The 26,166-nt window shown below is 45.0% G+C and carries 28 protein-coding genes; 8 read left to right on the forward strand and 20 right to left on the reverse strand.

Translation table 11 applies throughout. The features are described from left to right. Positions 1-27: 27 nt before the first annotated feature. Both L5M18_RS01295 and L5M18_RS01300 read right to left on the reverse strand, forming a co-directional pair. A complete protein-coding gene (locus tag L5M18_RS01295; protein WP_263195770.1) occupies positions 28-369 on the reverse strand; it encodes a BON domain-containing protein in 342 nt (113 codons plus the stop codon). A 39-nt stretch (positions 370-408) separates the two neighbouring features. Beyond that, positions 409-570 (reverse strand): DUF3309 family protein, encoded by a 162-nt coding sequence (locus L5M18_RS01300; protein ID WP_081729035.1) that lies wholly within the window; start codon positions 568-570, stop codon positions 409-411. A 284-nt stretch (positions 571-854) separates the two neighbouring features. Between L5M18_RS01300 and L5M18_RS01305 the strand changes: the two genes are divergently transcribed. Continuing rightward, the gene (locus L5M18_RS01305; protein ID WP_028760076.1) at positions 855-1,274 is read left to right on the forward strand and encodes a PRC-barrel domain-containing protein; all 420 of its coding nucleotides are present in this window, start codon (positions 855-857) and stop codon (positions 1,272-1,274) included. Positions 1,275-1,778: 504 nt separating this feature from the next. Beyond that, positions 1,779-3,686, forward strand: a complete 1,908-nt coding sequence (locus L5M18_RS01310) for a cation:proton antiporter (protein ID WP_263195771.1) — start codon at positions 1,779-1,781, stop codon at positions 3,684-3,686. Positions 3,687-3,893: 207 nt separating this feature from the next. On the opposite strand, the gene L5M18_RS01315 is transcribed toward L5M18_RS01310, so the two are convergent. Continuing rightward, on the reverse strand, positions 3,894-5,252 hold the full coding sequence (locus L5M18_RS01315) for a PLP-dependent aminotransferase family protein (RefSeq protein ID WP_263195772.1): 1,359 nt from the start codon (positions 5,250-5,252) through the stop codon (positions 3,894-3,896). Between the two features lie 92 nt (positions 5,253-5,344). Between L5M18_RS01315 and L5M18_RS01320 the strand changes: the two genes are divergently transcribed. Together L5M18_RS01320 and L5M18_RS01325 are read left to right on the forward strand one after the other, a co-directional pair. Further along, on the forward strand, positions 5,345-5,971 hold the full coding sequence (locus L5M18_RS01320; RefSeq protein ID WP_219233654.1) for a LysE family translocator: 627 nt from the start codon (positions 5,345-5,347) through the stop codon (positions 5,969-5,971). Between the two features lie 183 nt (positions 5,972-6,154). Continuing rightward, positions 6,155-7,912 (forward strand): SulP family inorganic anion transporter, encoded by a 1,758-nt coding sequence (locus L5M18_RS01325; protein ID WP_105252613.1) that lies wholly within the window; start codon positions 6,155-6,157, stop codon positions 7,910-7,912. Between the two features lie 132 nt (positions 7,913-8,044). Here the strand turns inward: L5M18_RS01325 and L5M18_RS01330 are convergent, their stop codons facing one another. Continuing rightward, positions 8,045-8,242: a hypothetical protein gene (locus L5M18_RS01330; protein ID WP_028760072.1), complete on the reverse strand. Its 198-nt coding sequence runs from the start codon at positions 8,240-8,242 to the stop codon at positions 8,045-8,047. A gap of 187 nt (positions 8,243-8,429) precedes the next feature. Then, positions 8,430-9,086 (reverse strand): glutathione S-transferase, encoded by a 657-nt coding sequence (locus tag L5M18_RS01335; protein WP_263178398.1) that lies wholly within the window; start codon positions 9,084-9,086, stop codon positions 8,430-8,432. A 144-nt stretch (positions 9,087-9,230) separates the two neighbouring features. Here L5M18_RS01335 and L5M18_RS01340 point away from each other — a divergent pair, with 144 nt between their 5' ends. From L5M18_RS01340 to L5M18_RS01350, 3 genes are all read left to right on the forward strand, one after another. After that, a complete protein-coding gene (locus tag L5M18_RS01340) occupies positions 9,231-9,404 on the forward strand; it encodes a hypothetical protein (RefSeq protein ID WP_198573292.1) in 174 nt (57 codons plus the stop codon). 47 nt (positions 9,405-9,451) lie between these two features. Continuing rightward, a complete protein-coding gene (locus L5M18_RS01345; RefSeq protein WP_263185438.1) occupies positions 9,452-10,456 on the forward strand; it encodes a rhodanese-related sulfurtransferase in 1,005 nt (334 codons plus the stop codon). A 355-nt stretch (positions 10,457-10,811) separates the two neighbouring features. Further along, positions 10,812-11,279 carry a hypothetical protein gene (locus L5M18_RS01350; RefSeq protein WP_263195773.1) on the forward strand — a complete coding sequence of 156 codons (468 nt, stop codon included), beginning with the start codon at positions 10,812-10,814 and terminating at the stop codon, positions 11,277-11,279. Between the two features lie 165 nt (positions 11,280-11,444). Here L5M18_RS01350 and L5M18_RS01355 read toward each other — a convergent pair whose 3' ends face one another. The 11 genes from L5M18_RS01355 to L5M18_RS01405 all read right to left on the reverse strand — a co-directional run bounded on the left by L5M18_RS01355 (position 11,445) and on the right by L5M18_RS01405 (position 21,057). Continuing rightward, on the reverse strand, positions 11,445-11,702 hold the full coding sequence (locus tag L5M18_RS01355; protein ID WP_198573290.1) for a DUF2897 family protein: 258 nt from the start codon (positions 11,700-11,702) through the stop codon (positions 11,445-11,447). Positions 11,703-11,747: 45 nt separating this feature from the next. After that, positions 11,748-12,485, reverse strand: coding sequence for an 8-amino-3,8-dideoxy-manno-octulosonate cytidylyltransferase KdsB (gene kdsB, locus L5M18_RS01360; protein WP_028760067.1), 738 nt, complete (start codon positions 12,483-12,485; stop codon positions 11,748-11,750). A 97-nt stretch (positions 12,486-12,582) separates the two neighbouring features. After that, complete coding sequence (kdnB, locus tag L5M18_RS01365) at positions 12,583-13,653, reverse strand: 3-deoxy-alpha-D-manno-octulosonate 8-oxidase KdnB (protein WP_028760066.1); 1,071 nt, start codon at positions 13,651-13,653, stop codon at positions 12,583-12,585. Positions 13,654-13,673: 20 nt separating this feature from the next. Further along, entirely contained in the window at positions 13,674-14,861 is a 1,188-nt protein-coding gene (kdnA, locus tag L5M18_RS01370) for an 8-amino-3,8-dideoxy-alpha-D-manno-octulosonate transaminase KdnA (protein WP_028760065.1), read from the reverse strand. Positions 14,862-15,054: 193 nt separating this feature from the next. Then, positions 15,055-15,672: a carbonate dehydratase gene (gene can / locus L5M18_RS01375; protein WP_028760064.1), complete on the reverse strand. Its 618-nt coding sequence runs from the start codon at positions 15,670-15,672 to the stop codon at positions 15,055-15,057. 298 nt (positions 15,673-15,970) lie between these two features. Continuing rightward, the gene (locus L5M18_RS01380) at positions 15,971-16,408 is read right to left on the reverse strand and encodes a phosphate ABC transporter substrate-binding protein (protein WP_263195774.1); all 438 of its coding nucleotides are present in this window, start codon (positions 16,406-16,408) and stop codon (positions 15,971-15,973) included. A gap of 10 nt (positions 16,409-16,418) precedes the next feature. Further along, positions 16,419-17,597, reverse strand: coding sequence for a porin (locus L5M18_RS01385; protein WP_263195775.1), 1,179 nt, complete (start codon positions 17,595-17,597; stop codon positions 16,419-16,421). Positions 17,598-17,922: 325 nt separating this feature from the next. Further along, complete coding sequence (locus tag L5M18_RS01390; RefSeq protein WP_263195776.1) at positions 17,923-18,753, reverse strand: alpha/beta fold hydrolase; 831 nt, start codon at positions 18,751-18,753, stop codon at positions 17,923-17,925. Between the two features lie 113 nt (positions 18,754-18,866). After that, positions 18,867-19,580 (reverse strand): M15 family metallopeptidase, encoded by a 714-nt coding sequence (locus L5M18_RS01395; RefSeq protein ID WP_219233650.1) that lies wholly within the window; start codon positions 19,578-19,580, stop codon positions 18,867-18,869. Continuing rightward, positions 19,574-20,713 (reverse strand): succinyl-diaminopimelate desuccinylase, encoded by a 1,140-nt coding sequence (gene dapE, locus L5M18_RS01400; RefSeq protein ID WP_263195821.1) that lies wholly within the window; start codon positions 20,711-20,713, stop codon positions 19,574-19,576. The genes L5M18_RS01395 and dapE overlap by 7 nt, the downstream gene beginning before the upstream one ends. Beyond that, the gene (locus tag L5M18_RS01405; protein ID WP_263195777.1) at positions 20,713-21,057 is read right to left on the reverse strand and encodes an ArsC family reductase; all 345 of its coding nucleotides are present in this window, start codon (positions 21,055-21,057) and stop codon (positions 20,713-20,715) included. The genes dapE and L5M18_RS01405 overlap by 1 nt, the downstream gene beginning before the upstream one ends. A gap of 269 nt (positions 21,058-21,326) precedes the next feature. On the opposite strand from L5M18_RS01405, the gene L5M18_RS01410 reads away from it, so the two are divergent. Beyond that, the gene (locus L5M18_RS01410; protein ID WP_263195778.1) at positions 21,327-22,700 is read left to right on the forward strand and encodes an MFS transporter; all 1,374 of its coding nucleotides are present in this window, start codon (positions 21,327-21,329) and stop codon (positions 22,698-22,700) included. A gap of 221 nt (positions 22,701-22,921) precedes the next feature. On the opposite strand, the gene crr is transcribed toward L5M18_RS01410, so the two are convergent. From crr to L5M18_RS01430, 4 genes are all read right to left on the reverse strand, one after another. Next, positions 22,922-23,431: a PTS glucose transporter subunit IIA gene (gene crr, locus L5M18_RS01415; protein WP_006081821.1), complete on the reverse strand. Its 510-nt coding sequence runs from the start codon at positions 23,429-23,431 to the stop codon at positions 22,922-22,924. A gap of 71 nt (positions 23,432-23,502) precedes the next feature. After that, complete coding sequence (gene ptsP, locus L5M18_RS01420) at positions 23,503-25,206, reverse strand: phosphoenolpyruvate--protein phosphotransferase (RefSeq protein WP_263195779.1); 1,704 nt, start codon at positions 25,204-25,206, stop codon at positions 23,503-23,505. Positions 25,207-25,384: 178 nt separating this feature from the next. Further along, positions 25,385-25,642 (reverse strand): HPr family phosphocarrier protein, encoded by a 258-nt coding sequence (locus L5M18_RS01425; protein WP_028760055.1) that lies wholly within the window; start codon positions 25,640-25,642, stop codon positions 25,385-25,387. Between the two features lie 28 nt (positions 25,643-25,670). Further along, on the reverse strand, positions 25,671-26,066 hold the full coding sequence (locus L5M18_RS01430) for an ACT domain-containing protein (RefSeq protein WP_219251547.1): 396 nt from the start codon (positions 26,064-26,066) through the stop codon (positions 25,671-25,673). Positions 26,067-26,166 lie beyond the last annotated feature (100 nt).

Here is a 26,166-nt window from a genome sequence, read left to right on the forward strand (position 1 = left end):
GGCTACGGAATGATGGAGATTAAACGACTAGTTGTTTAGTTGCTGTGAAGGTGCAGCTGATTTCAGTTGCATATCGTTTTTGACTGAAATGACGCCGGGGACTTTGCTTGTTAGTTTTACCGCAGTATTGATATCTTCACGCGATTTCACAAACCCGCTGAGCTGGACCACGCCTTTAAAGGTTTCAACATTAATCTCGGCCACACTTAAGTTTTTATCACCTAAAATGGCAGCTTTCACTTTGGTGGTGACCACACTGTCGTCTAAATACTCGCCAGTACCTTCTTTGTTGTATGCAGAACTGCAACTGGCCACGGCGACTAAACCTAGAGCCAGCAGGAAGATACTTAACATTTTAATTGTTCTCATCAGGTTATCCTTTTTGATAAAGAGTAAAAATGGGGCGCATTAGCTAACGCGTCCCGTTAACAGCAATATAATCAGCACCAGTAGCACTATGCCTATAAGGCCACCTGGACGATAACCCCAGTTTCGGCTATGGGGCCAAGTGGGGAGCATGCCGAGAAATAACAAAATTAAAATAATCAATAAAATAGTCGCAATTGACATGGCTAATCTTCCTGATACCGGGGCAATTTTGCACTGGGTAACATGAGTCTGTGCCGTAGCAAATGGGATGTCGGTACGCTGGCGCACTTACAGGGATCTGACGAGTCGATGTGTTTATATTCGCATTACCTGATAAGCGGTATGCCGAACAGAGCGAGTGATTGTAGAGATGCATACTCTACTTATGTCCAATGACGGACATGTTCAATTCGAAACCAACGTTTGGTATTTCACTTATTCCGTTGTCCAGTTTCATGGGCTGCGCTAATAAAGAGGTCAACAAAATGAATTATCATGATCGCGATGTTTACGGCATTTACAACAATCCACAGTTCGCTTCTCCATCATTGGCACAAGGACCCGGCCCATATCTGATGGGCGCTGAAACACTGATCGGCAATAATGTTGTTAATAATTCTGGTGAAACCTTAGGGGATATCAAAGAAATTATGCTTGAAGTGGAAACGGGCCACGTCGGGTATGCGGTACTGTCGTTCAGTACTTATTTTGGTTTTGGAGAAAAGCTGTTTGCAGTACCTTGGAAGATGCTGACACTTAATCATGAGCAAAAATGTTTTGTCATGGACATATCATTAGAGCGACTCAAAACGGCGCCGGGGTTTGATAAAGGCCATTGGCCCAATATGAAAGATGTTGAATGGGAAAACGAACTGCACGATTACTACGGTAGCCGTAGGGATTAATGGTGTTAAGCAGGGGATTTATCCCCTGCGTTATTATTTGGATTCAGTAAATATGTATAAGTGTGGTTGTGTCTATCAAGTGAGTACCACACGCATTTTAGTTATTAGGGATTTGCTCATCGCCATGGTTGACACCTAATAACGATAAAAGTTTGAGCTAGCGTATTATCGAAAGTCACTAGCGTGTATCGCTGATCAATGTCTTCGCTTCATCAAATGATTAAAGCCTTGTCGAAAGATAAGGCTTTTTTGTTTTTCTATTTTAAGTTTAAATCCCTATTTAAGGTAAATCTGATGTTTTCGGATTTGTACTACAGCTTATTTTACTTGATGTCGCTAGATTGCTCCGTTTTCTTGATTTTTCTCCATAGGTGATGAGGGAAGAGTCATATTTAACAGTGGATATATCGAATAGATAATTTCAGCTTACTGTTCATGCTGTTGTCATCTGCGTCATTAAAGCTAAGCTCATTAGTATTTAGCTCAGTTATCTAAAGGATTTATATGGTTGAACACATTACTGGCATGCTAGCGCTAATTGGAGTGCTATCGTTATTTTGTCAATGGCTTGGCTGGAAACTGCGGTTACCAGCGATTTTACCCTTGTTGCTATGTGGGCTCACTTTAGGCCCTGGGCTTGGTCTCCTCAATCCTGATGCGATTTTTGGTGATTTGCTTTTTCCGATTATTTCCCTCGGGGTCGCCGTGATTTTATTTGAAGGTGCTTTGACTCTTAACTTCAAAGAAATCAAAGATCATGGTCGTATGGTGACGCATCTTGTGACTATCGGTACCGTGATCACTTGGGCCTGTATCAGTACGGCCACCTTTTATTTACTGGATTTTAGTTGGGAAATTGCATTGCTCTTTGGGGCGCTAGTGGTGGTGACTGGGCCTACGGTTATCGTGCCAATGCTCAGAAGTGTGCGTCCTAAATCCCAGCTGGCGAGTATTTTGCGTTGGGAAGGCATAGTGATTGATCCAATAGGCGCGCTGCTCGCAGTGTTAGTCTTTGAATACATAACCGTTGCCAGCGATCAAACGACGCATGTGCTCTATGCCTTAGGCTCTATGTTGTCCCTCGGATTAGGACTTGGCGCAGTAGCGGGTTATCTAACGGGACAAATCTTAAGACACAACCTATTGCCACACTATCTGCGTAATACCGCTGTTTTGACCTTAATGCTGGGTATCTTTGTCGGCTCGAACCTATTACAAGAAGAATCGGGTTTATTGACTGTGACGGTTATGGGCATTTGGCTTGCGAATATGCGTGGTGTGGATATTGCTGAAATCCTTGAATTTAAAGAAACATTAACCGTACTGTTAATTTCTGCACTGTTTATTTTACTGGCGGCGCGATTAGATTCTAATGCCATGCTCGGCTTAGGCTGGGGTGGACTGGGTGTTTTAGCTGTGACCATGTTATTGGCACGACCGCTGAGTATTTGGGCTTCTGGTATAGGCACATCTCTGTCGAAAGCGGATAAGTGGTTTTTATGCTGGATTGCCCCTCGAGGTATTGTGGCCGCGGCGGTATCTTCTTTATTTGCAATCAAGTTAGAAGCCAACAATGTGCAGGGCGCAGATGCAATTGTGCCCTTAGTGTTCTTAATTATTATCGGCACTGTGGTGGTCCAAAGTTTAACGGCGGGACGTTGGGCACGATTTCTTGGGGTTAAAGCCGATTCTGCCCAAGGTTTATTGATCTTTGGTGCCTCTAAATTTTCCAGAGAGTTAGCTAAAATTTTAAAAGCCAAAGATGTCAAAGTGCTACTGGCTGATAATAACTGGGATAACATTCGCCTTGCGCGTATGGATAATATTCCAGTGTATTTTGGTAATCCTGTTTCGGAACATGCTGAAACTTATATGGATTTAACTGGAATTGGCCGCGTGTTGATTATTTCACCTTACCGACAGTTAAACCCGTTAGTGAGCTTTCATTTCCAAGACTTTTTTGGTGCTAAAAAAGTTTTTGGTCTTAATAATACCGAAGTTGGCAGTGCGCGCCACCAGCTCTCTGAAAGTTATAAGCAACGTTTATGTTTGTTTGGTGATGCAGTGTCTTATGCCAAGATAGCCAGCCTAATGGCGAAAGGCGCTCAACTTAAAGTAACGAATTTAACCGAAAACTTCAGCTTTGAACATTTTCGTAAACGTTACGGTGAGACGGCAATACCACTGGTTTACCTGACGAAAGAAGGTAAGGTCGTCGTTGTTTCGGGTAATGATACCGTATTTCCTAATGGCATTGAGCTTATCAGTCTATTGCCAATTGAAGCCTTAGAAGAAGCCAAAGTGCAGCAAGCGATTGCAGAGCTGGAAGCCCAAGAAAAAGCAGCAGAATCTGCTTTAGCAAAGGTAAAAGCGGAAGAGCATGAAAGCGAAGGTGATGACGCTGTTGGATAAGTTAAAGTTACCAAAAGATTTATTATCGAAATATTTTTTGACTAGCTGAAGAATATTTCTCAAATAGCACATTCAAGGCATCATAGCTGCGTAAGTTTTATGGCAAATCTTACTGCAGCTATAGATTACAGCCCAAAAAAGAGTATTAAAATGACTTTGCTAGAAAGCCATGTTTATGCAGAAAGGTCGCTGTTATACAAGCAGTCATTACACTACTGAATAAGCATTTTGCACTAAGGAACGTATGGTCGACTCTATGCATTCAACCGCGATATTGAATTGAGTGTCGTTTTCGGCGCCACCAAGGCTCAAGCGGATAAAATTGTCATGGCAATTAAAGTCATCACCATTACGGACTAATATGCCTTTTGCGGCCAGTGCGGTAACGAGATGATGGGCTTTGATATCTTCTGGCAGTTGTATCCAACCGTTTAACCCTCGCCAAGTTTGGGTTAATCCCAGCCGTTCGCCCATGGCGATACAGTGACGTTGGCGTTGACGTACGAGCGTATCTCGTTCTGCAGTGATATGACCTTTCTTTATCAACTGACAGGCTATTTCAATATTCAGCGGCGACACCATCCAGCATTGGCTATGAATAGCGAGTCGCACTTGGGCGATAAGGGGGTCAGGAACCAGAATAAAACCTTGCCTTAAGCCGCCAGAAAACAATTTTGACAGGCTGGAAATATAAATCACCCTTGGGATCGCCAGCTGTTTTGCTAATTGCCACAGGGGCGAATGCCATTCTTCAGGTAAACAATAATTCACGTCATCTTCAATGATATAGAATTGATATTGCTCTGATAATTCAAGGATTTTCTGCCGCTGTGATTCACTGTACTGAATGCAAGTGGGGTTTTGATTATTCAGTGTGAGATAGACTAATTTAGGGTTGTGGATCTGTAATAGGGCTTCAAAGCGCGGCAGATCTAATCCTTCGTGGATAAGGGGCACTCCAACGCTAGTGACACCAAGCTGTTTAGCACAAATTCTCACGCCTGGATAACTGTATTGCTCGTGTAACAGTACATCGCCAGTTGATAAAAATGCGCTCAAACAGGCAAAAATGGCTTGCTGGCCGCCATGGGTAAAGACCAGTTGCTCGGGCGTTTGCGGTATGCCGCGTTGGTTTAACCATTGGTGGAACACTTGTTGGTGTTGATCTAATGGACTGGCGCGATAACCGAGTAACTGACTCAACTTAGTGGGGTCTTTCGCTAATTGGCTGAGGCAATCGCTTAGGGTGCTGATTTGATCTGTGAGTGGCTGCTGACAGGTCGCCATATTCAATTGTACGTTACCCATTTCAGGTACAGGGGAGGCGTTGACATAGGTGCCATCTCCCACTCGTGCTTCGACGTAACCCCTTTGTTCCGCCAATGCATAGGCGCGGGTCACAGTGCCAATAGTGATGCCTAATGCATCGGCTAAACGGCGCTGCGGTGGCAGTTTACTACCTTGGGTTAACACCTTCTGCAAAATGCCTTGTTCTATGGCACTGACTAAGCGCTGATATTTCGGGCCTGAAAAAGTCGTTAGGTCTGGTGTCCAGATTGTACCCATGACAATAAATCCATTGATCTCTAATATTCTCCGTATATTATTTATTGCATCTTTTTATGTCAACAAATGTATGCATACAATTTAAGGCGAATATGAATACTGCACTGCTTTATGATCCACAATTATGGACTTTAATGGCCTCGACCGCGCTGTTTTGCGCGACGATGACAATGACTCCTGGACCGAACAATATTCTCTTAGCTAGCTCTGGAGCGCATTTTGGTGTGCTGCGTACCGTGCCACATATTGCAGGGATCCGCTTGGGTTCGACCTCTTTACATCTTGCGGTATTATTCGGCCTCGGTACCTTGTTTGAAGCATTACCGGTATTGCACCAAGTATTGAAATATTTCGCTTTAGCATATTTGCTGTATCTCGCGTACAAATTAGTGACGTCGCCAGTGCAGAGCACGCATTTGGATGATGGACGAAAACCTATGACGCTCATTGAAGCTGCATTATTTCAATGGATTAACCCTAAATCTTGGATGTCGACGATTACCCTGTGTAGCGCTTTTACATTAAGTGGCGATGGCTTTTGGTTGAGTGCGTTTCTTGGCGTATTAATGTTCAACATAGTGGGATTTCCTGCATCATTTACTTGGGTATTTGTCGGTGCCGCGATCAGTAGGAAACTCAATACCGATAGACGTAAGCGCCATTTTAATTGGTTTATGGGCAGCTTGCTCTTAGTGTCATTACCTATGATATTACGCTAGCTTGGCTTGAATTAAGTGCTAACCCTATAAATATTCTGAGGAAGACACTCGCGTAATGATTGGCTTTATGCCATAACCAACATACTATTGATGGCTTTTTAGGTAATGGCCTTTTAGCTGAACATTTTCAGTCTCAGTTATACTTGTTGCTTATCTTGATAGTGTGTATATGGAGGTTGCCGAGTGAAGTTCCCTAGTTTGATTTCGTTTATGCCGGGATTGGCGCAATTATTACAATATGAAAAGCAATGGCTTAGGGATGATGTGCGCGCAGGCTTATCCGTTGCCGCTGTGGCATTACCTGTAGCGATTGCTTATGCCCAACTCACAGGAGTGAATGCTGCCGTGGGTTTGTATTCCTGCGTATTGCCAATGTTGGTATACGCACTATTTGGCACCTCAAAACAATTAATCGTGGGTCCAGATGCGGCGACTTGTGCTGTTATCGCCGCGGTTGTCACGCCCCTAGCTGCAGGGGATAGCATGAAGCACTGGCAGTTAGTGATGACCATGACGGCCATGACAGGCTTTTGGTGCTTGATTGCGAGTCGTTTTAGGCTGGGGGTGCTCGCCGATTTTCTATCAAAGCCGATTTTGATGGGGTTGCTTAATGGCGTTGCAATTACCATTATCGTGGGACAGTTTTCAAAAATCTTCGGTTTTACCTTCGATGAGCGTTATCTAATCGAACGCCTCAGCGGTGCGCCTTCCTACTTATCCAAAACCCATTGGCCGACATTGACTATGGGGATTGTGACGCTAGCGACTTATGCCTTAGTGAAACGGTTTCGTCCCCAATGGCCAGCTTCTATGTGCGCCATGGCGATGGCGGCTTTCCTTGTTTGGGTGTTTAACCTGACGAGCTTTGATATTAGCGTCGTCGGAGAAGTGACCTCAGGATTACCTTCATTTCAAGCGCCTGTATTTGATTTAGGTATCGCCCGTGAGCTTGTGGTACCAGCGCTTAACTTAGCCATGGTGAGCTTTGTGAGCATGATGTTGACGGCTCGAAGTTTTGCGGCAAAAAACGGTTACGATATAGATGCCGATAAAGAGTTCAGGGCGTTAGGTATAGCCAATATAGCGTCAGCTATATCTCAAGGTTTTGCGGTGAGCGGCGCGGATTCCCGTACTGCGGTTAATGATGCCAATGGTGGTAAGAGCCAGTTAGTGTCTATCATTGCAGCGGTATTGATTGGTGTTGTGGCGCTATTTTTCACTGCGCCTTTGAAGTTCATCCCCAGTGCCGCCTTAGGTGTGGTGCTGGTGATTGCCTCAATCTCGCTTATCGATTTAAAGTCACTGTGGAATCTACGAGTGCGGGATAGGTCTGCTTTTTTACTTGCCTGTATCACCTTGTTCTCCGTGTTGTTTATTGGGGTTATCCCTGGGATAACCTTGGCTGTATTACTGGGTTTATTCCAGTTCCTTGCTACTGTGATGCGGCCTACGGATCAAGTGCTTGGTTTAGATCATAAGGGCGTTATCCGCAGTGTCGATGAATCGGGTAAAGCTAAATCGGTTCCAGGAGTATTTATATATCGCTTTAATTCACCGTTAACTTACTTTAATGCGACGTATTTTAAGCGCCGTTTACTGGAAAAGTTTATTCGGGAATCTGAGCCGGTCGATTGCATCATTATTGATGCAGTGCCTTGTTTTACCCATTTGGATTTAAGTGTGATGGCCATGTTGGCTGATTTACATCAACTGCTTAAAAAACGTGGCGTTCGTTTAGTGCTTGCGGGACGTAAACGGCAGATGCTGAGTTGGTTTGAGCAAGCGGGCATGCAGACAGGGGAAGGTGGTATTTTGATCCGGCCAGATTTGTATCTCGCCCTTAAAATGAATCAAAGCTATAAACAAGCCTTGGCTGAAGGGCAAGCGCCTGTGATCCAAAAAGTTCCTGATGACTCGGTATTGTTGCACAGTCATTTGTAGTTAACTGTAATGCCTTGTTTGATTAAACTGGGTCATAAAATAGCGCAGCTTAAGGTTGCGCTATTTTTTGTCTTAATTTGATAAGTAAATCAATGGTATGACTAGCTTTTTGAAGGTATTCAGTTTTACCGTTTAGTCTTTGAGAATTCTATCTAGGGGAATAAAACCGTGAAAACCATAATAACCCATAGGGCCGAGTATCAGACTCAGTAGGCACCATAAGCACTTTTTGTTGGTGCTGAGATCCACTTTACTTTTGAAGGCCCGAAGGGCAAATAGACAATGCAATAGCACCAGGCCCCCAAGCATAATAACGATATTAATATCCATATTTTCCAACTGTCTTATCCTTGTGTTCTATCATTCACGTCCTTGAGTCTTTAGGCGTGGTTACTTTTCTTGAGAATATTGTCTAGCTACGATTAGCTAAATTAGGTACCTAGTGGCAAATACCTTACTCGAATATTTTACCGATGGCTATAACATAAAATAAAAATAATCTTTAAATCTTATTGGCTTACACGTCTCCTAACAAGCAAATTGGAGAATGGCTAGCGTCCCAGATCACATATTTTTCCATCGCACGAATAAATATTTCACTCGAAATAAGTCGATTTAGCCAAGCGGCGACTCGCGGAAAATCATCACTCAGTGCACGTTTAAGATCCACTGCGGCAAACTGGCGTACAAAAGGTACGATTGCGTAGTCGGCAAGGCGAGGTGTATCGGCGACTAAAAAGGGGTGTTGCCCTAAGCATGTTTCAAGTTGCAGGAGGAAATGACTCGCCTGCTGATAATAATAAGCTTGCGTTTGCTCAGGGTAACGGTCGGCATATTTATAGCGGTCAAGCCATGGTTTAAATTGTTGATCATTTTGCGTGATAAGCTGTGCCATTTTATCTTCAATAGCAGGATTTTGCTGACACAATAGATCTAAGGGGTCTGCTTGCGTGAGTGCCCAGCGCATGATCTCAAGACTTTCGGCAATCACCTCGCCGTTTGCTAGCACTAATACCGGCACAGTACCCTTAGGTGAGGCAGCTAGCATTTGTGGTGGTTTGGCTTTAAGGGTGATTTCACGGACTTCAACATTGCATTGGGCTAACAAGAGTCCCAAACGTGCTCGCATTGCATAGGGGCAACGGCGAAAAGTGTATAAGACGGCTAGAGTCATTCGGATTTCCTCTACTGTGCGGCGCCATGCGTGGAAGTTGATGCGACTAAAGCTGACGTCAGCATGTTTATGTATGCTTATTGACGACGCGAGTATGCCAATGCGAATGTTGCGTGCCAATCATGCAATATTCAAAGGGCGCAGATGGTAACGCTTTCATACTGGGATTTCTGCTTAATTTGCCATCATAGAATGATTTTTCTCACCACTGTGCGTAAAGAATTAAAGACCCTGTATTTTATCTGTGTTTATCTTGCTGTGACTCAGGTAGAATTCCGCGCTATTTTTGGGATCTGCAGCAAGGCTGCAGATGATTGATTTGTTTATGCACTGGAAATTAAGTTCCAGCCAGCAAAGAGGGTGTTATGGCTAAAGTTGTCGTATGTGCGTTATATAAATTCGTGTCGTTACCGCATTTTGAATCTATCCGAGCGCCATTACTCGCTATGATGGAACAGGCCGAGATCAAAGGCACTCTGCTCCTCGCAAGTGAAGGGATCAATGGCACAGTTGCTGGCACTCAAGAAGCAATTGAAGCGTTATTAGTGTGGCTTAATAGCCAAAATGGCCTAGACAATATCGTTCACAAGCTGTCATTTGACGATGAAATGCCGTTCTACCGCACTAAAGTCAAGCTGAAAAACGAAATCGTGACTATGGGCGTCGAAGGTATTGACCCACTTAAAGTGGTTGGCACCTATGTGAAGCCTCAAGATTGGAATGCGCTGATTTCTGATCCGGACGTGATTTTAGTCGACACCCGTAACGACTATGAAGTGCAAATCGGCACCTTTAAGAATGCCATTAATCCTGTGACTGAAACCTTCAGAGAATTCCCTGAATATGTGAAGCAGAATCTTGATCCTGCTAAACATAAGAAGGTCGCCATGTTCTGTACTGGCGGTATTCGCTGTGAGAAATCAACTGCTTATTTAAAAGAGCAAGGCTTTGACGAGGTCTATCATCTCGAAGGTGGTATTCTTAAATATCTCGAAGAAGTGAAAGCGGAAGAAAGCCTGTGGGAAGGCGAGTGTTTCGTATTCGATAACCGCGTTGCGGTAAATCATGACTTGAAGAAAGGCCAATACGATCAATGTAATGCTTGCCGTATGCCAATCACCGAAGCTGAAAAACAGAGTCCTGCCTATGTGCAAGGCGTCAGTTGCCCACATTGTATCGATAAAATTTCTGACGAGCAGCGTAAACGTTTCGTTGAGCGTGAACGTCAAGTGAATCTGGCAAAAGCCCGTAACGAAGCGCATATCGGTAGCGATGTAAATCAAGTGATTGAAGCGCGCCGTGAGAAAAAAGAAGCGCAGCGTCGACTCGCCGCCGAGAAAAATAACGTGAAAAAATCGCAAGCGCTTTAACTTTATATGCCATTAGATGGGTCGTGAGTGAGTTAGTCATGAGTTCGTACTGAACTCGTTTCTCACTCAGGCCGCTTTCACATGGCTCTCACAGTGAATATGACTTGCACTCTGGCTCGACTCGTTCGGGCCATTTTTTTATATAGATTTTAGTTTTAGCGTGAATGTGCTTTTAGGCCATTATTTAACTCATTATTTAACTTATTATTTATCATAGCGCTATGCCGAAAACCTTAAATTTATGATAACTTTCAGTCGCTAGTATTAAAAACGTTAGTATTAACAACGCTAGCATTTCAAAAAAGTCGAGTGCTATATACGAAGGGAGCGATTCAGTGCAAGGTAGGCAAAGCGCATGAGCATTTGGAAAGAGCTATACGATATTTTCGATAAGGAACGCAGTCGCTGGCAGCAATCGAGCGCCAGTAAGCAGGCGATTGCCTTTGAGTTAAAAGCCAATTTGGGTTTTCTGGCCGATGCGTTAAGCAGCGGTTTGTCGCAAAGTGCGATCGCCAGCGGTTTAGAATGCAGTATTTTTGAGGCAAAACTGAAAGAGGGCGCAGCACTCACTGCGTTAAATCGCCGTAAAGTGACACTGAAATTTATTGGTGAATTTGCCGAGTTTAATAAATATGTCGGTAAAGAGAACGACGCTTTAGTCGAGAATGCTTACGCTAGAATCAAATCGCTGCAGAAGTTAGTCGCGGCTGAGCTCAATAAAAATCATGATCTTAAGATTAAATCCCTGTTTCGCTTTTTAGTCTTTTTAGTGGCGCACCTTGAGGAGCTGCCATTGAGTCGCACATCAGCGAAAAAAGCCTAAGGCTGATGAGTGGCATTGGCTAGCTTGTTATTTGAGAGACAAAAAAGGCGCCTGTGGCGCCTTTTCTATGTTTGCGAACGTCATTGCTCAGTGTTTATAGCGCAGTCTTTAAAAGGCGTGTTCAAGAGCCATCTTTAGACTCACTTTTAAAAGCCGCCATTGAGCTTAGCCTCTAGGTGGTTCAGTTTTGCTTTGATCTGCTTTTTTGGGTTCTGAGTCCGCAGAACTTGGCTTGCTTGAAGCCGCATCGGCATCATTCTCTGCTGCCGAAGGCTTGGCAGTATCTGACTTTATCTGCTTATCTTTACCATGTTGACCGAACTGCGGCAGTTTGAACTTAGCACTGTACTTCAACGCAGCAAGATTGCTGGCGATGACACCGACGATCAAAATAATAATGATCCAGACTTCTAAGGTCGACATACTCAGCTCCTGTTTCGAATTGACTCGCGCACACCTAACGGGCGATTAATCAACCGCTAAACGTTGCTCACATTTACGAATGTCTTCTGGCGTATCAACTTCAATAGAATCAAAGGCGCTAATGGCGATTTTGATTTTATGGCCGTACTCTAATGCACGTAATTGCTCGAGTTTTTCCAGATCTTCTAGACGACCTAATGGTAGGGCGGCGAAGGCCTGTACGAATTTGCGTGTATAAGCATACACACCTAAGTGCTTATAAACGGGGTAATCTTGAGTATCGCGGCCAAAAGGAATACGCGAACGAGAGAAATACAAGGCGTAGTTGTTGTTATCGAACACCATCTTCACATGCATAGGATCGTCAAGCTCGGCTTTATTGACGATTTCAAAGCCTAAGGTGGCCATTTCAAACTCACCAGGGTGACGCTCGAAGAGGCTGATGACTTGCTCGATAGAGGTTGGGTCAATTAGAGGTTGATCGCCCTGTAGGTTGATCACTAAGTCGTCATCTTTCAGTCCCAGTTGGTTTATTGCATCATTGATACGATCTGTACCCGAGGCAGCATCTGGGCTGGTCATGACTACTTTGCCGCCAAAACTTTCAACGGCCGCTTTAATGCGATCATCATCGGTAGCGACGTAAATATTGGTGAGGCCTTTGGCTAACGACGCGCGTTCATACACGTGTTGGATCATTGGCTTGCCGTTAATCGGGGCTAAGGGTTTGCCCGGGAAGCGGCTTGAACCGTAACGAGCCGGGATTAACAGAGTCACATTCATCAAATTATCCTACTTTTATCAAAGATATACAGTGTAGATATACAATGCATATAGACAAAAGGGCTCACAATTGAGCCCTTTTAACATGTGTTAGAGCTTAGATGCGACGGAACAGTGCAGTCAACATTTCATCTGTGACTTTCTCTTCCCAACCCGCGCCGTAAACGTTAGCCCATAATGGACCCATGCTCTTAGTCACGGCAACCATTTTCGCTATGGTTTCGTCTGGCAGATCTTTACAGATGTTCTTCGGCAGCGTGATGTTATGTTTCTTCATCATCAGACGGAACTCTTCAACGCCTTCTGGATAGAATTCTTCTAACACATCAAAGGCGATACAGTTGCCGATACCGTGGTGGTAACCTAGGATGTAAGACAGACCGTAAGATACCGCATGACAGGCACCCACTTGGCTATAAGCTATGCTCATGCCGCCCATGAAAGACGCCATCATTAGCTTGTCGTCTTTTTCTACGTGGTCGTCTAAGTACACTTGGCGACATAAATCCATGGCTTTTTCAGCGTAGGATTTAGAGAACTCGTTTAAGAAGGTACCTTGTAAAGATTCAACACAGTGGATATAGCAATCCATACCTGTATAGAACCATTGGTCCGTTTCTACGCCTTCGATTAACTCAGAATCCATGATGATTTGATCGAATACTGTGTAATCTGAGTTCAGGCCTAGCTTACGTACTGGACCACATAATACGGCGGTGCGTGACGCTTCTGCACCAGTACCAGAAATCGTTGGGATACCAATGTGGTGTACCGCTGGGTTCTTGATTAAGTCCCAACCTTGATACATAGCAGAGCCACCTGGGTTTGTCAGCATCAGCGATACTGCTTTAGCTACGTCCATGGTTGAACCGCCACCTAAACCGACGACGCTCACTGGCAGTTTGCTATTGAAAGCTTGAACTTGTTCAGTCAGGGCATCGATTTGAATTGTGCTTGGCTCTTCATCAACGTTAACCCAAATTATCATGTCTTGTGCTTTAGCTGGAATGCGGCCCTCAAGGGCTTTGCCTTGATGCACGTCATCGACTAAAAACACCACGAAGTCGTCGGCGGTTTTACGTTCAGCAGCTAACACTTCATCCAACTGGACGAATGAGCCACGGCCGAAGATCATTTTTTCAACTACTTTAAAATTCTTAAAACTCATTGCAACAAACTCCCGTAGAATTATTGGGCAAATGCTTTCTTGATGTTTTCGATACGCTCGGCGATCTGAGCATCGGTCCAAGACAACTTGATGAGCATAGAAATCGTGCGGCTCATAATGGCATCGGATTTAGGCACAGAAACTTGAGTATAGTCAGGTCTGTCGGCGATTAATGTGATTGGCAACGCAGCAGATGCCTTAAGCTCCTGAATGTGTTTCCAGTTTTTCAAATAATGCCAGTTGTTTACATACCAGTAGAAGCAGCCATCAACGCCGTTTTCAGCCAGTTTTTTGCTGATTTCTTGCGTGCGCGCTTCGGTTGGCAACATAAAGGTTAAGAAGCCAGCCGAGTCGCCTTCTGGATCTGGGATCTGGCGGAAGGTGACTTCTGGGATAGCGGCCATTGCATCTTTAATGGTCTTTTTGTTTTTACGTTGAATATCGATAATGGTATCGAGTTTACGTAACTGCGCTAATCCTAAGGCGGCATTCATTTCCGAAATACGGAAGTTCAAGCCAATAATAGGGTGTGACTCTGCACCGCGGTCTTTACCAATATGGTCATGGCCGTGATCTGAGAACATGTGCGCATTGTTGTAGATTTCTGTGTTGTTAGTGATCACAGCGCCACCTTCACCACAGGTGATGGTTTTGACTGAATCGAATGAGTAACAACCCACATCCCCGATAGTACCTAGGGCTTGGCCCTTGTAGCTACCACCGATGGCTTGGCAAGCATCTTCTAAAATCAGTAAGTTATGTTTTTTACAGACGGCTTTGATCTCGTCCATCTTCGCCATAGAACCGCACATGTGCACTAAGTTAATCGCTTTAGTGCGTGGGGTAATCGCGGCTTCGATACCTTCTGGAGATAAACACAATGTCTCATCGATTTCGGCAAAAATCGGAATAGCGCCTGCCATAAAAATCGCTTCAACTGAGGCTACAAAGGTAAAAGGTGGCACGATAACTTCATCGCCAGCACCAATGCCTGCAGCCATCATGGCCGTTTGCAGCGCAGCAGTACCGCTTGATAAAAGGTGAGCATGCTTCACGTTCATCTTCTCGCACAGTAGTTGCTCCATATCGCGCGTCTTCCAGCGATCATTACGCATATGGTCGAAGTTGTAACGGAAGGTAAAACCGTTTTCCATAACGTCAGCGACTTCCTGCTTCTCTTCAGGACCAAATAATTCAAAACCGGGCATGGAAGGTATCTCCTTAGAATTTGTGGCGCATAGGTCGCCTGCAATTAACTGGCGGATTATAACTGGCGTAATAGACCCTTGCGATGTTTTATTGCTGAAAATTGTCATGGAAAAAGAAAAACCTGCACAGGGGCTGGTTTTATCTGAGCATAGATGACACTCAGCTAAGGGTTAAAAGCCTATATTCAGGCTGTTAGCGTGGATTGGCTAAACCATGTTCACGGTCAACCGTGACATCTAAATCTGTCAGTAAACCGTTATCAATGCCGTAAATCCAGCCGTGTACCGCCACTTCTTGGCCGCGATCCCAAGCTTCTTGCACTATGGTTGAACTGGTCACATTAGCAACCTGCTCAATCACGTTTAGCTCGCACAGGCGATCAAAACGTTTGGCTTCGTCCATCTGTTGTAATTCTTCCTGATAAATACGATAGATATCACGTAAATGCCCGAGCCAGTTATCGATGAGTCCTAAGCGTTGCTGACCCATGGCCGCGCGCACACCACCACAGCCGTAGTGACCCACCACCATAATATGCTTCACCTTGAGCACATCGACGGCGTATTGCAGTACAGATAAGCAGTTAAGATCGGTATGGATCACCATGTTGGCGATATTACGGTGAACAAAGACTTCACCGGGCATAAGATCAATGATTTGGTTTGAGGGTACGCGACTATCTGAGCAGCCAATCCACAGGTATTCAGGATGTTGCTGTTTCGCTAATTGTTCAAAAAAATCAGGATTTTCTTGGCGTATACGTCCGGCCCAGCGGCGGTTATTGTCGAATAAAGGTTTGAGTAGTTTCATTTTAACCTATTGTTTTATTGACATATAAAATGTCTTCTCATGCTCTAATTCATGCAAGCAGCACATTTTTAGCAAGAGTATACCAGCAAATTTGGATCTGCTGGTCTATCCAATTAAGGTTTGAATCAGGATATTGAAAAATCGAGATTATTTTTTCTTAATAGTACTGCAAATGGATAAGCCCTCTCTGAGGGGGCAAGCACTATTTGATAGTGTGTTTGTTGCTTATATCGCGTTAATGCTGAGTGGAAATCTTGTCCGCCACAGGTTAAGGCGGACAAGGATGATGCTGTATGGGTTAGAACTTACTGATCACTTTCACGCTGTCGTTTAATTCGCTGACGTCAACAAATCCGATCATATTGGGATTGGCGGCAATCAATGCGAGCATTTCAGCGCTGGAGTCGACGACTTTGGGCGGTTGACCTTGGCCTGAAAAGACCAGTTTTGACCAATAGGCTTTTAACTGACTCTCGGTTTTATTAAGGATCTGTTTAACAAAGGCATCACGTGCGGGCGTGCCTTCAGGTTGATCGAGTGCGACGACAGTGCCACCACTGGGGAAAGACTTGAGTTTGCCTAAATAGATCCGTGAAATATCCGCCGTGCTAATTTCTGACGTATTAGAAGGGTGTACCACGACGGCAATTTCGGCTTGAACGCAGGCACTGCCAAGTAGAAGCGCACTGGCGACTAAGGTTTTTATCATCAACCGAGAACTTATTAATAGTTTCATGCTTAACTCCTTAAAAAACTAAGTCTATTGCCATACTCAGCAACTGTTCATCGGAGGACGGTTTGTCGTTACTGTAGTTGGTGTACTCTAGTTTCAGTGCGGCAGAAGGATGGAAATCCCAGCGGGTGCCTATGATGTAGTAGGCGCTGTCTTCCTGTTGTGCTTCAAGCGCTGCTTGTGTACCAAAAACAAGCGGTGCGAGTGCAGCTTGGTTTGCCGGTGGCAGACTATTGTAAACAGGTAACATAGCGTCATAGGCATCGTATTGGGGCTCACCTTTATCAATACCGTAGGTTAAGTGGAAGGTGAAATCATGATAGCGGATCCCGCCGGAAACAAAGGCTGAATCTTGAATATTAAAGCTACTGGGATCGACATCAATTCGCGTGTATTCGGCCAAAATAAACCATTTTTCAGCATCATATTTAACGTTAGCGCCAATGAGTAACGCGCTGTCATTAATCGGTAAAAGATCATCAACCACTTGCTGAGTAAAGAGTCCGGTTTGAGAAATTGCATTGCCTAAGCCAAGCAGTGCGGGTAATTCGTAGGAGAAATCGGTAACTATGCCAATATTTAAACCGTACTCAAACCCATAGGTTACAAAGTTAAAGTTCATTATGTGGCCCTCGGCGGAGAAGGGCGCAGGAGGAGTTGATGAACCGGTAGGCGAGTAGTCAGAAACTGAAGTGGTAATGTATTTATAGGTCAAACCTACTTCGGTATCGCCCCATAAATCGGCATAAACTAATCCTACACCTTCACCTGAATTAAATGGCAGGGAATAAACTCCGCGGGGCGGAGTGATCCAGTGATAGGCATAGCCTACATCAATATAATCGGAGTATTTATAGAGATTAAAACGTTGGCGACCTGCCATAAGCATAAGTTTGTCGCTGATGTCATAGGAGATATAAGCCCATTCGAATTCAGCGCTATAATCGTTACTGCCTCTGGATAGCACTTGTGCAGTCGCTCTTAAGCCACTACCAAGATCGGCGGTAAATTGTAAGGCAACTTTGGAATCATTATTAAAATCGAGTTCTTTGTCGTAACCATAATAGCTTTTATCGTCACTTAGACTTGAGCCCGCGACAATAGAGGCAAATCCATTTATTTGAACATCGGCATAAAGAGACGGCATATAAAGTGTGCTGAATACGCAGAGGGCAACTGTACTTTTTCTCATGGCAGAATACCTTGTTGAGGGAATACAGTAATAAAGGTAGTTGATAATTAGTAGATTTCACCTTTGCGCAACATTTTTAAGCCGCTTGGAACAAAAACAAGGTCTTTACTTGTTAATAGAGGTTTCACAGGTGAGTTTAATGAAACGAGGCGTGCTCAATAACAGACTTTAATAAAGTAAAGCCTAATGTATTTATCCATAAAATAGGAATTAAGTATGGGTGAGCAATATTGATATAAGCACATCTTGGTAACATGTGCTAAGTAGAAATACTCATCTTCAAGATGCGAGTTTTCGCACCTTGAAGCGTAGATTTAGCGATTGATTAATAATGTTTAGCCAGAAAATCGGCTAAATGTTGGTTAATAAATTCCGCTTGTTCGAGAGTTGATATGTGTCCTGCCGCAGGAATATGCACAAGTTGGCTGTCGTCAATGGCATCACTCATCAGGTAACTTTCCAATACGCTGCGGGCTTTATCTTCCACGCCAGCCATGATGAGGCAGGGTAGCGTCAATTGCTCGGCGTATTCCATGGTATCGCGACGACCAAAAATCATTCGTCCAAGTTTAACTATCGTGGGGATTTGCTCCGCTGTGATACTGGCAAGTGACTGTTCAAAGCCCGTAACTAGTTCGGGAGTATTATTTGCGGCATCATTGGCGAAGAATAAAGGTGAAATCGCACTGATCAGCGGCGCAGGGATCGCCTTAGCGGCGGTAATCATATCCAGCATGCCGTCATATTTCGCACGGGTGACTTCGGGTTCGAAGCCGATAAAACTGTTGAGCATAACGAGGGTTTTAACTCTTGTTGGTGCTTTCAGTACCAATTCTGCGCCCCACATAGCACCGACAGATTGTCCGACAACACTAAAGTGACTTATCTCAAGAACATCCATTAGCTCAAGCATTTGATCGGCAATATCGAGTAGCGTTTTGCAGTTATTGGGCAGTAAATCTGACTGACCATGGCCCCAAAGTTCAGGCACTATGCAGCGATACCGGGCGCTTAAGGTGGCAATTTGAGGGGCCCACATAGCACTATCCCATAAATAACTGTGCCCAAACAACAATACAGGGCCTGAGCCGACATCAAGGTAACTTAATTTTCGATCGGCAATAACAAGCTGCTGACGGTGTGAAGAAAAATCCATAAAACCTACTTTATCAAATATATCATTGTGTTAAACCGCATTTTGGCGCCAATTTTGACGATATAGCGCTATGCTTAACCTGTGTTGACTGAATCTTGGCGAGCATTTCGTGATTAGGGCTGAGCGATACGCAGCACGTATTCATCTATTAGATTGTCTAATCGGGCGAGTACTGCATCTTTTAGCAACATATCACTGTTTTCTAAAAGGATTGCCAGTTCGGCACGATCGAATTGTGGCAACAATAACTGTGCTACAGGGAAATAGCTGATGTGCCAAGGCTCAGGACTTACCGCACTTTGTCCCTGCTGAAACGGGAAGTAAAAGCCAAAATCATGGGCATTTTCTACCAGCCAAGCATGCAATTTAGCGCAGGGACCACCCTGAACATATTCAGCTTCAACAAGGCGCAGGGCTTTAACATCAATTTGAGCCGCATCGAACACATCGAGATCGGTACCCCAATGGTGGCGTGAAGCGCCGGGCAACGCCGACCAGAGCAAAATCAAGTCAACTATGGCATCGTCACTTAAGCCCTGAATATTGACCGGTAACTCATTGGCATCCAATACCGCGCGTTTACCGCTAGCCTTGGCATTCCAAATTGCTAGTTGCCGTTCAAAGGGACGATGAGCCGAGCAAATCGCGAGTTTTATGCCCGCATCTTCAGCTTTTGCCGCCATAGACTTAAAGGCGATAGCTGTGTTCTCCTCTAACCCAAAGCTATGATAACCAAGGTGATACGGGCTTAAATAATCCACCAACTCAGGGGAGCTTAAGCCGTAAAGCTTTGCGGTTTCGGGACGGATCTTCAGATGTGCTAACACAGTAATTGTTCCAAAATGACTTCATAACACAGGGCTAACTGCTCAAGGTCGTCCACTTTAACGCATTCATTCACTTTATGAATGGTGGCGTTGACAGGGCCAAGCTCTAACACTTTGGCGCCCGTTGGCGCGATAAAGCGACCGTCTGATGTGCCGCCTGTGGTTTGCGGATCGGTTTCATAACCTGTGACTTGACGGATCGCGATACGGGTTGCATCTAATAACGGGCCATCACCGGTTAAAAATGGTAGGCCATTGAAAATCCAGCTGATATCGTAATCTAGCTCATAGGCTTTCAATAGAGTTTCAACTCGCTCAATTAAGATTTCGGCGGTCACTTCGGTGGAGTAACGGAAGTTAAACATCACTTCCAGTGCGCCAGGGATCACATTTGATGCACCTGTGCCGCCATTAATATTGGCGATTTGGAAGCTGGTGGGCGGAAAGAACTCATTGCCATTATCCCAGTGCATTTGACTTAGCTCGGCCAAGAAAGGCGCGGCTTTGTGGATTGGATTATCGGCAAGGTGTGGATAGGCCACGTGGCCTTGAATGCCTTTCACGGTTAAGTTGCCGGTTAAACTGCCGCGGCGACCATTTTTGACCACATCGCCCAGCTTTAGGGTTGATGAGGGTTCGCCGACTAATGCCCAAGTGATCTTCTCGTTGCGCGCTTCTAAGGTATCAATGACTCGCGTCGTGCCGTTGATGAATGGACCTTCTTCATCGCTGGTGATCAAAAAGGCGATAGAGCCATGATGATCGGGATGTTTAGCCACAAACCGCTCGGTGGCAATGATCATCGCCGCCAGTGAGCCTTTCATGTCCGCCGCGCCGCGGCCATATAAGTAGCCATCAATGATGGTGGGCACAAACGGCGGCGTGTGCCAACGGCTCACATCACCCGTTGGCACAACATCTGTGTGGCCGGCAAAACAAAAAACCGGACCTTCATTGCCACGGCGAGCCCACATATTGGTGGTGTCTTCAAATACCATAGGTTCGATATTAAAGCCGATGGCGCTGAGTCTTTCAGCCATTAAGGTTTGACAGCCTTCATCAAGCGGTGTCACCGAAGGGCGGGCGATCAGCGCTTTTGTCAGTTCTGTAACGGGATAATCGTCGGCTGGCATCATAGTGAAAATACTCTTTTATAGGCGGCTTCATCAAAGCCAATCAGCACTTGTTCACCGACGACCAAGACGGGGCGTTTGATCAGTGTCGGTTGCGCCAGCATAAGTTGAATGGCTTTGGCTTGATCGATATTGGTTTTATCTGCGTCACTGAGGGCACGAAAGCTTGTGCTGCGCTTATTGAATACGGTTTCCCAGCCTGAGGTTTTACACCAGAATTCGAGGTCTTCTTGACGTAGGCCGTCATCTCTAAAATCATGGAAATGAACTGGAAGTTGATGATTTTCAATCCATTTACGTGCTTTACGCACTGTATCGCAATTCTTAATACCGTAGAGGGTCAAAATGATGCTCCAGTGTGGATGGACGCTTGGCTTGCAAGCATTGATTTTACTGGCATTGTGGCATTGTGCGTCGCATGTCACAAGTGGGATGTGTTGCCGATATCTGGTGATTAATAAAACGTTAATTTTCTAGAGATAATAATCGCTGGTGACTTGCTTTGGTTTAACTTTTTAACACTTGTTTAACTTAAGTGCCTTGTATATATTGTTTTTTCATTAAAATCAGTTTGATTTAAGCATTGAGGTCAATGCGCTTTTAAAGGATTAAGATGCACAGCGATGTTTCATTGCAGCGATTTAAGCAATTTCCGCGCTTGATGTGGATATTTTTGTTTGGGTCTTTTATCACCCGTGGCAGTTATTACATGGTGTGGCCATTCTTAGCCGTTATTTTATATGAGAAATTTGCGCTAAGTGCCACTGAGGTCGGCATGGTCTTGTCCAGCGCCGCGATTATTTCGGTATTTACGAGCTTTGTTGGTAGCTCATTGTCCGACAGAATCGGTCGTCATAAGCTGATGTACCTGACGGGCATCCTCTATATCATCTCGTTTTCGTTATTGGCTGAAGCCAATTCTGTCGAGGGGTATGTGGTCGTGATGACCCTATGCTCTATGGCCACCTCACTGTGGCGACCACTGACATCCGCCGCTATTGGCGACATTATTACTGATCCTAAGACACGCGAATTGGCGATGCAGTCGCTGTATTTTATCGTCAACGTTGGCTGCGCCGTTGGCCCTATGTTGGGGGTATGGCTTGGTCTTACGGGCAAGCAATCCAGTTTCTACCTTACTGCAGTGGCCTTTGCCGTATTGTTGGCCTTGTTATATTGGGGATTTAACCATCAAACCCGTCAGGAACCTGCTATGGCGGCTGGCGCCTTATCGAGTGACAATTTAAGTGGCGATACGAGTGGCAGTGAAAGTGACTTTGTAAATGACATGACAAGTGATGGTGTTAATCGTGGTGTGAATGGCTTATCGGCTGATGCAGAGGCGAGCACGAAAAAAGCGGCAGTCGTCGTGAGCCGTAAGCAAATTATCGCCATTCTATTGCAAGATAAATTGCTGCAATGTTTAATTTTTGCCAATATTTTGTGTATGTTCATTTATGCCCAAATGGACAGTTCGTTGATCCAATATCTTACTCGCGCAGGTGCGCCTGATTTGCTGACGTTAATTTCTGGCATGATTTTCACCAATGCTATGGTGATTATCTCCACCCAATTTTTGCTATTGAAACTCATGGCCCGTTTTCCGCTCGTCAAACGGATTCAAATCGGATTGCTATTACTGATCGGCTCACAAATCTGGCTGGCATTTAATCCGCTGGATCTATTTTGGGGCTGGATTGGTGCGATTGTGGTGATGAGCGTCGCCGAGACTATTTTGTTCCCCACTATGAATGTGCATATCGACCGCTTAGCCCCTGATCATCTTCGCGGCGCCTACTTTGGGGCTGCTTCATTCTATGACTTAGGATTTGCGCTCGCGCCCCTTGGAGGTGGCATCATATTGGATCATTTTGGCGGTCAGTGGCTGTTTTTGACAGGCGCTTTACTCTCGGTATTGGTGATTTATCTGTACAGTATTTTAGATAAATTGCCGCGCCCCGATTTTGCCATGTTCAAAGTAGATTAGTTTACTAGAGTCATGTAGCCGTTATTCGCAGGGAACGTGATGCTTAGCGTGAGAACGGCCGAAATAGATTCTCTTAAGCCTGTGTATCGGTGCAGCTTGGCGAATTCAAATACTGTGTATAGGCTTGGTTTTCAAAAATTTAAAAGGCTGGCTCATGATGGTGAGTCAGCCTTTTATTATTCAGAAAACAGCCGATAAACGATTTATTCGAAATGGTTAAATTAGAGCTGTACCGTAAAGATCACGTCTTTGCCTGCGGTGACACTGCCTTGGGCTTTGTCGAGGTATTTGACATCTTCCATGTTCGCCAAAACGACAGGAGTGAGTAGGCTGTCGACTTGGTCTTTTAGATAATCAATATCGAATGACAGGATCGGATCGCCGACTTTCACTTCTTGACCTTCCTGGGCTAAACGTTTAAACCCTTTACCTCTCAGCTCGACTGTACCTACACCAAAGTGAACAAATAGCTCTAAACCTTGGGGAGACTCAATACTGAATGCATGATTTGTCTCAAAAATTTTACCTATGGTGCCGTCGATAGGCGCCAGAATTAATTCGCCTTTGGGGGCGATAGCGATGCCATCACCGACAATCTTTTCAGCAAAAACCACGTCGGGGACTTTTTCAATGGCGACAATATCCCCGGAAACGGGGGCATATACCATGATACCGCCAGCTAATTGAGTCTGGCCCGATACCAAGCGCCTTATTCGGCTTAAAAATCCCATAATCTAGAGCCTCTTTTGCTTGTTTTTGTCATTGTTTTTGTTCTGTAATGCAGCATAACTAATAAATGTCTCTATTTATAGCTTGTTATACACTGCTGTAAGCTTGCAATTCTATCTTGTTGTAATGCCGTGTGCGCTAATGCCGAAAATTGTGTGATGCTGCCTTGGCAAATGGCCGCTTTCACTTCTAAGAGTGAGCTTAAGTTAACACTGAGTTCGTCCAACCCCATGCCGATTAACAGCGGCGCAATTTGCGGTGAACTGGCGAGTTCACCGCATAGAGAAACTTTAACATTAGCGGCCTTAGCTTGGGTTATTGTCATGTTAATTAAGGCTAAAATGGCAGGCGAAAGGGACGGATAGTCACGGGTAAGCTGCGGGTTTGTCCTATCGGCTGCCATTGCATATTGAGTTAAATCGTTGGTGCCAATGCTGACAAAATCAAGTCTTGGCAGCATAGCGTTGAGGTTGAATACCGCAGCAGGGGTTTCGACAACGATACCGTAGCTAAGTTCGCCATAGCCTTTCTCTTCTTCTTCCAAGGCATCTTGGCACTGGGCAATAAGTGCAAACACCTCGTCTAATTCTTCGACTTGATTGACCATAGGGAACATCAAACGGATCGGACCATGGTTAGCGGCACGCAAAATTGCCCTCAATTGGGTTTTAAATAATTCTGGGTGCGCCAAGGTGTAGCGAATGCCGCGAAGACCCAAGGCGGGATTATCTTCAATTTCTTGGCATAAACAGGGGAGTTCTTTGTCTGCACCTATATCTAAGGTGCGGATGGTAAAGGTTTTACCGCCTAGGGCGTGCAATGCATCGCAATATAAGCCGTATTGGGCTTTTTCATCGGGCAGGGTGGCGACGTTCATCAACATAAATTCGGTGCGAAACAAACCTATTCCATCGGCGCCGACATCGCTGACATGGGTGATGTCGTTGAGATTACCCACGTTTGCCATGAGTCCCACAGTATGACCGTCTTGGGTTTGCGCTGGGACATCCTTGTAAGTTTGAAGTGCTGCGCGCCTTGCTTGTTCATGGTGAAAGGTGACTGTGAGTCTTGCCTGTTGGTCTGGATTGGGATTGACACAAAGTTCACCCGCGAGCGCATCGAGCACTAAGGGCGTACCGTTGGGAATAGAGTCTGCGTCGAACTGACAACTTAAGATGGCTGGAATGCCAGCTGCTCTGGCTAAAATGGCCGTATGACTCGTTAAACCGCCCGTTTTCAGTACAATACCGCAGAGGTTTTCCCGCGGCAGTAAGGCAAATTCGGCGGGGGTCAAATCCTGCGCTAATAAGATAGTGGGCCTATCGAGTTTTTCGAGCCCTTGAGCTAAATGGCCGTTTATCGCCGCAACGACTCTTTGGCCTAAACAGCGCACATCTTGGGCTCTATTGGCTAAATAGGGATCATCTAAGGATTGTAACTCATTGGCCTGATGGGCAAAAATACGTTCCACCGCCACACTTGCCGACAATTGTAAGGTGCGAATGGCATCGTTCACTTGCTCGATTAATTCATCGTCTTCTAATAACAATAAGTCGGCTTCGATCAACTGATAATTTTCGGAGTCACTATCGAGTGCAGCTTGGCTGTGGGTCAGTTGTGCCTGTAGTTCTTGCAAGGCTTTGGCAAATTTACCCTGTTGTTGAGGGATTTTAGACAGGGGAATAGGGCGATAATCGAGGTGGTGTTCGGTGTGGAGCAGGTGAAGTGCCTGTCCAAAGGCAATTCCCGATGACACTATAATCCCCGTTATTGACATATCCCTTCCTAAATTAACCACTGAACTGAGTGTCCGTTAGCGATAGCGAGTCTAGTTGAGTGACGCTAAGCTTGTAAAGCGTTTGTATGTAAAGCATTGGCATGTCAAGACGGTCGAGACGAGTTTTTTGCGTGTCGGCTAAACCTGCAGATAAATGCACTTTAGCGTAAGAAAAGGCCTAGCTTAGAGTTATGAGCAGCTCAGAGACTTTCTCAACCGCGGCCTGTGCCTGTTCACCTTCGGCAAACACTCTTACCGTGACGCCAGAATATAAGCCTAAGGTTTGTAGCTTAAACAGACTCTTAGCACTGGCTTGCTTACCATTACATTCGACCATGACATCACAGTCAAAGGTTTTGGCTTCTTTAACCAGTAAGGCTGCTGGACGGGTGTGAATGCCATGTTTGGCGGTAATGGTGACTGTTTTTTCGTACATAGTAGATGAGCTCATATTTAAAGGGGTATTACATTTCGTCTTTCGATTCTATGATGTGATAGCCCTGTTTTTTCAAGGCGGCGACGGCACTTTTGAGGCGATTATTTTTTACTAAAATGTAATCGGTATCAAAGGTCGAAATCGCAAAAATACTGATTTGTTCGTCCGCTAAGGTGCCAGACACTTTAGATAAAATGCCTGTCATAGAAAATCCCAGTGGCCCGAGTACTTCAAAGCAACACCAGCCCGGTTCTTGCTCTAGGCTGTCGAGTTCCATTTCACTGGAAACGACTAAAGATAAACCTTCTTGGGTCTTACCAATGAAATACATGTCCTGTGCAAAAACCTCACTGGGCAATACGGCATTCGGGCTAAAGCTATGAATTGTGTACTGTTCAGGGTGAACGGCTAAGGTCATTCGCATGGCAGTGTCTCGGTTGGATTTTTAAGGCTAAAGCATACCGCATATCAAACGTTAGCGTGACAGAGAATTTGTGGTTAATGGGATTTTTTCGTTGAAATTC

The organism is Shewanella sp. SM20 (assembly GCF_025654545.1).
GTDB classification, from domain to species: Bacteria; Pseudomonadota; Gammaproteobacteria; order Enterobacterales; family Shewanellaceae; genus Shewanella; species Shewanella oncorhynchi.

Coding starts and splice junctions, on each gene's coding strand:
- kdsB (WP_028760067.1), bottom strand. CDS start 12,485: ATGAATGTGACTCTGTTAATCCCGGCTCGTTACGGTTCAAGCCGCTTC.
- L5M18_RS01330 (WP_028760072.1), bottom strand. CDS start 8,242: ATGGATATTAATATCGTTATTATGCTTGGGGGCCTGGTGCTATTGCAT.
- crr (WP_006081821.1), bottom strand. CDS start 23,431: ATGGGATTTTTAAGCCGAATAAGGCGCTTGGTATCGGGCCAGACTCAA.
- L5M18_RS01390 (WP_263195776.1), bottom strand. CDS start 18,753: ATGGATTTTTCTTCACACCGTCAGCAGCTTGTTATTGCCGATCGAAAA.
- L5M18_RS01295 (WP_263195770.1), bottom strand. CDS start 369: ATGAGAACAATTAAAATGTTAAGTATCTTCCTGCTGGCTCTAGGTTTA.
- L5M18_RS01350 (WP_263195773.1), top strand. CDS start 10,812: ATGAGCATTTGGAAAGAGCTATACGATATTTTCGATAAGGAACGCAGT.
- ptsP (WP_263195779.1), bottom strand. CDS start 25,206: ATGTCAATAACGGGGATTATAGTGTCATCGGGAATTGCCTTTGGACAG.
- L5M18_RS01315 (WP_263195772.1), bottom strand. CDS start 5,252: ATGGGTACAATCTGGACACCAGACCTAACGACTTTTTCAGGCCCGAAA.
- L5M18_RS01385 (WP_263195775.1), bottom strand. CDS start 17,597: ATGAGAAAAAGTACAGTTGCCCTCTGCGTATTCAGCACACTTTATATG.
- kdnB (WP_028760066.1), bottom strand. CDS start 13,653: ATGAGTTTTAAGAATTTTAAAGTAGTTGAAAAAATGATCTTCGGCCGT.
- L5M18_RS01430 (WP_219251547.1), bottom strand. CDS start 26,066: ATGCGAATGACCTTAGCCGTTCACCCTGAACAGTACACAATTCATAGC.
- L5M18_RS01310 (WP_263195771.1), top strand. CDS start 1,779: ATGGTTGAACACATTACTGGCATGCTAGCGCTAATTGGAGTGCTATCG.
- L5M18_RS01340 (WP_198573292.1), top strand. CDS start 9,231: ATGGTAACGCTTTCATACTGGGATTTCTGCTTAATTTGCCATCATAGA.
- L5M18_RS01300 (WP_081729035.1), bottom strand. CDS start 570: ATGTCAATTGCGACTATTTTATTGATTATTTTAATTTTGTTATTTCTC.
- can (WP_028760064.1), bottom strand. CDS start 15,672: ATGAAACTACTCAAACCTTTATTCGACAATAACCGCCGCTGGGCCGGA.
- L5M18_RS01425 (WP_028760055.1), bottom strand. CDS start 25,642: ATGTACGAAAAAACAGTCACCATTACCGCCAAACATGGCATTCACACC.
- L5M18_RS01335 (WP_263178398.1), bottom strand. CDS start 9,086: ATGACTCTAGCCGTCTTATACACTTTTCGCCGTTGCCCCTATGCAATG.
- L5M18_RS01410 (WP_263195778.1), top strand. CDS start 21,327: ATGCACAGCGATGTTTCATTGCAGCGATTTAAGCAATTTCCGCGCTTG.
- L5M18_RS01305 (WP_028760076.1), top strand. CDS start 855: ATGAATTATCATGATCGCGATGTTTACGGCATTTACAACAATCCACAG.
- L5M18_RS01380 (WP_263195774.1), bottom strand. CDS start 16,408: ATGAAACTATTAATAAGTTCTCGGTTGATGATAAAAACCTTAGTCGCC.
- dapE (WP_263195821.1), bottom strand. CDS start 20,713: ATGCCAGCCGACGATTATCCCGTTACAGAACTGACAAAAGCGCTGATC.
- kdnA (WP_028760065.1), bottom strand. CDS start 14,861: ATGCCCGGTTTTGAATTATTTGGTCCTGAAGAGAAGCAGGAAGTCGCT.
- L5M18_RS01355 (WP_198573290.1), bottom strand. CDS start 11,702: ATGTCGACCTTAGAAGTCTGGATCATTATTATTTTGATCGTCGGTGTC.
- L5M18_RS01345 (WP_263185438.1), top strand. CDS start 9,452: ATGGCTAAAGTTGTCGTATGTGCGTTATATAAATTCGTGTCGTTACCG.
- L5M18_RS01320 (WP_219233654.1), top strand. CDS start 5,345: ATGAATACTGCACTGCTTTATGATCCACAATTATGGACTTTAATGGCC.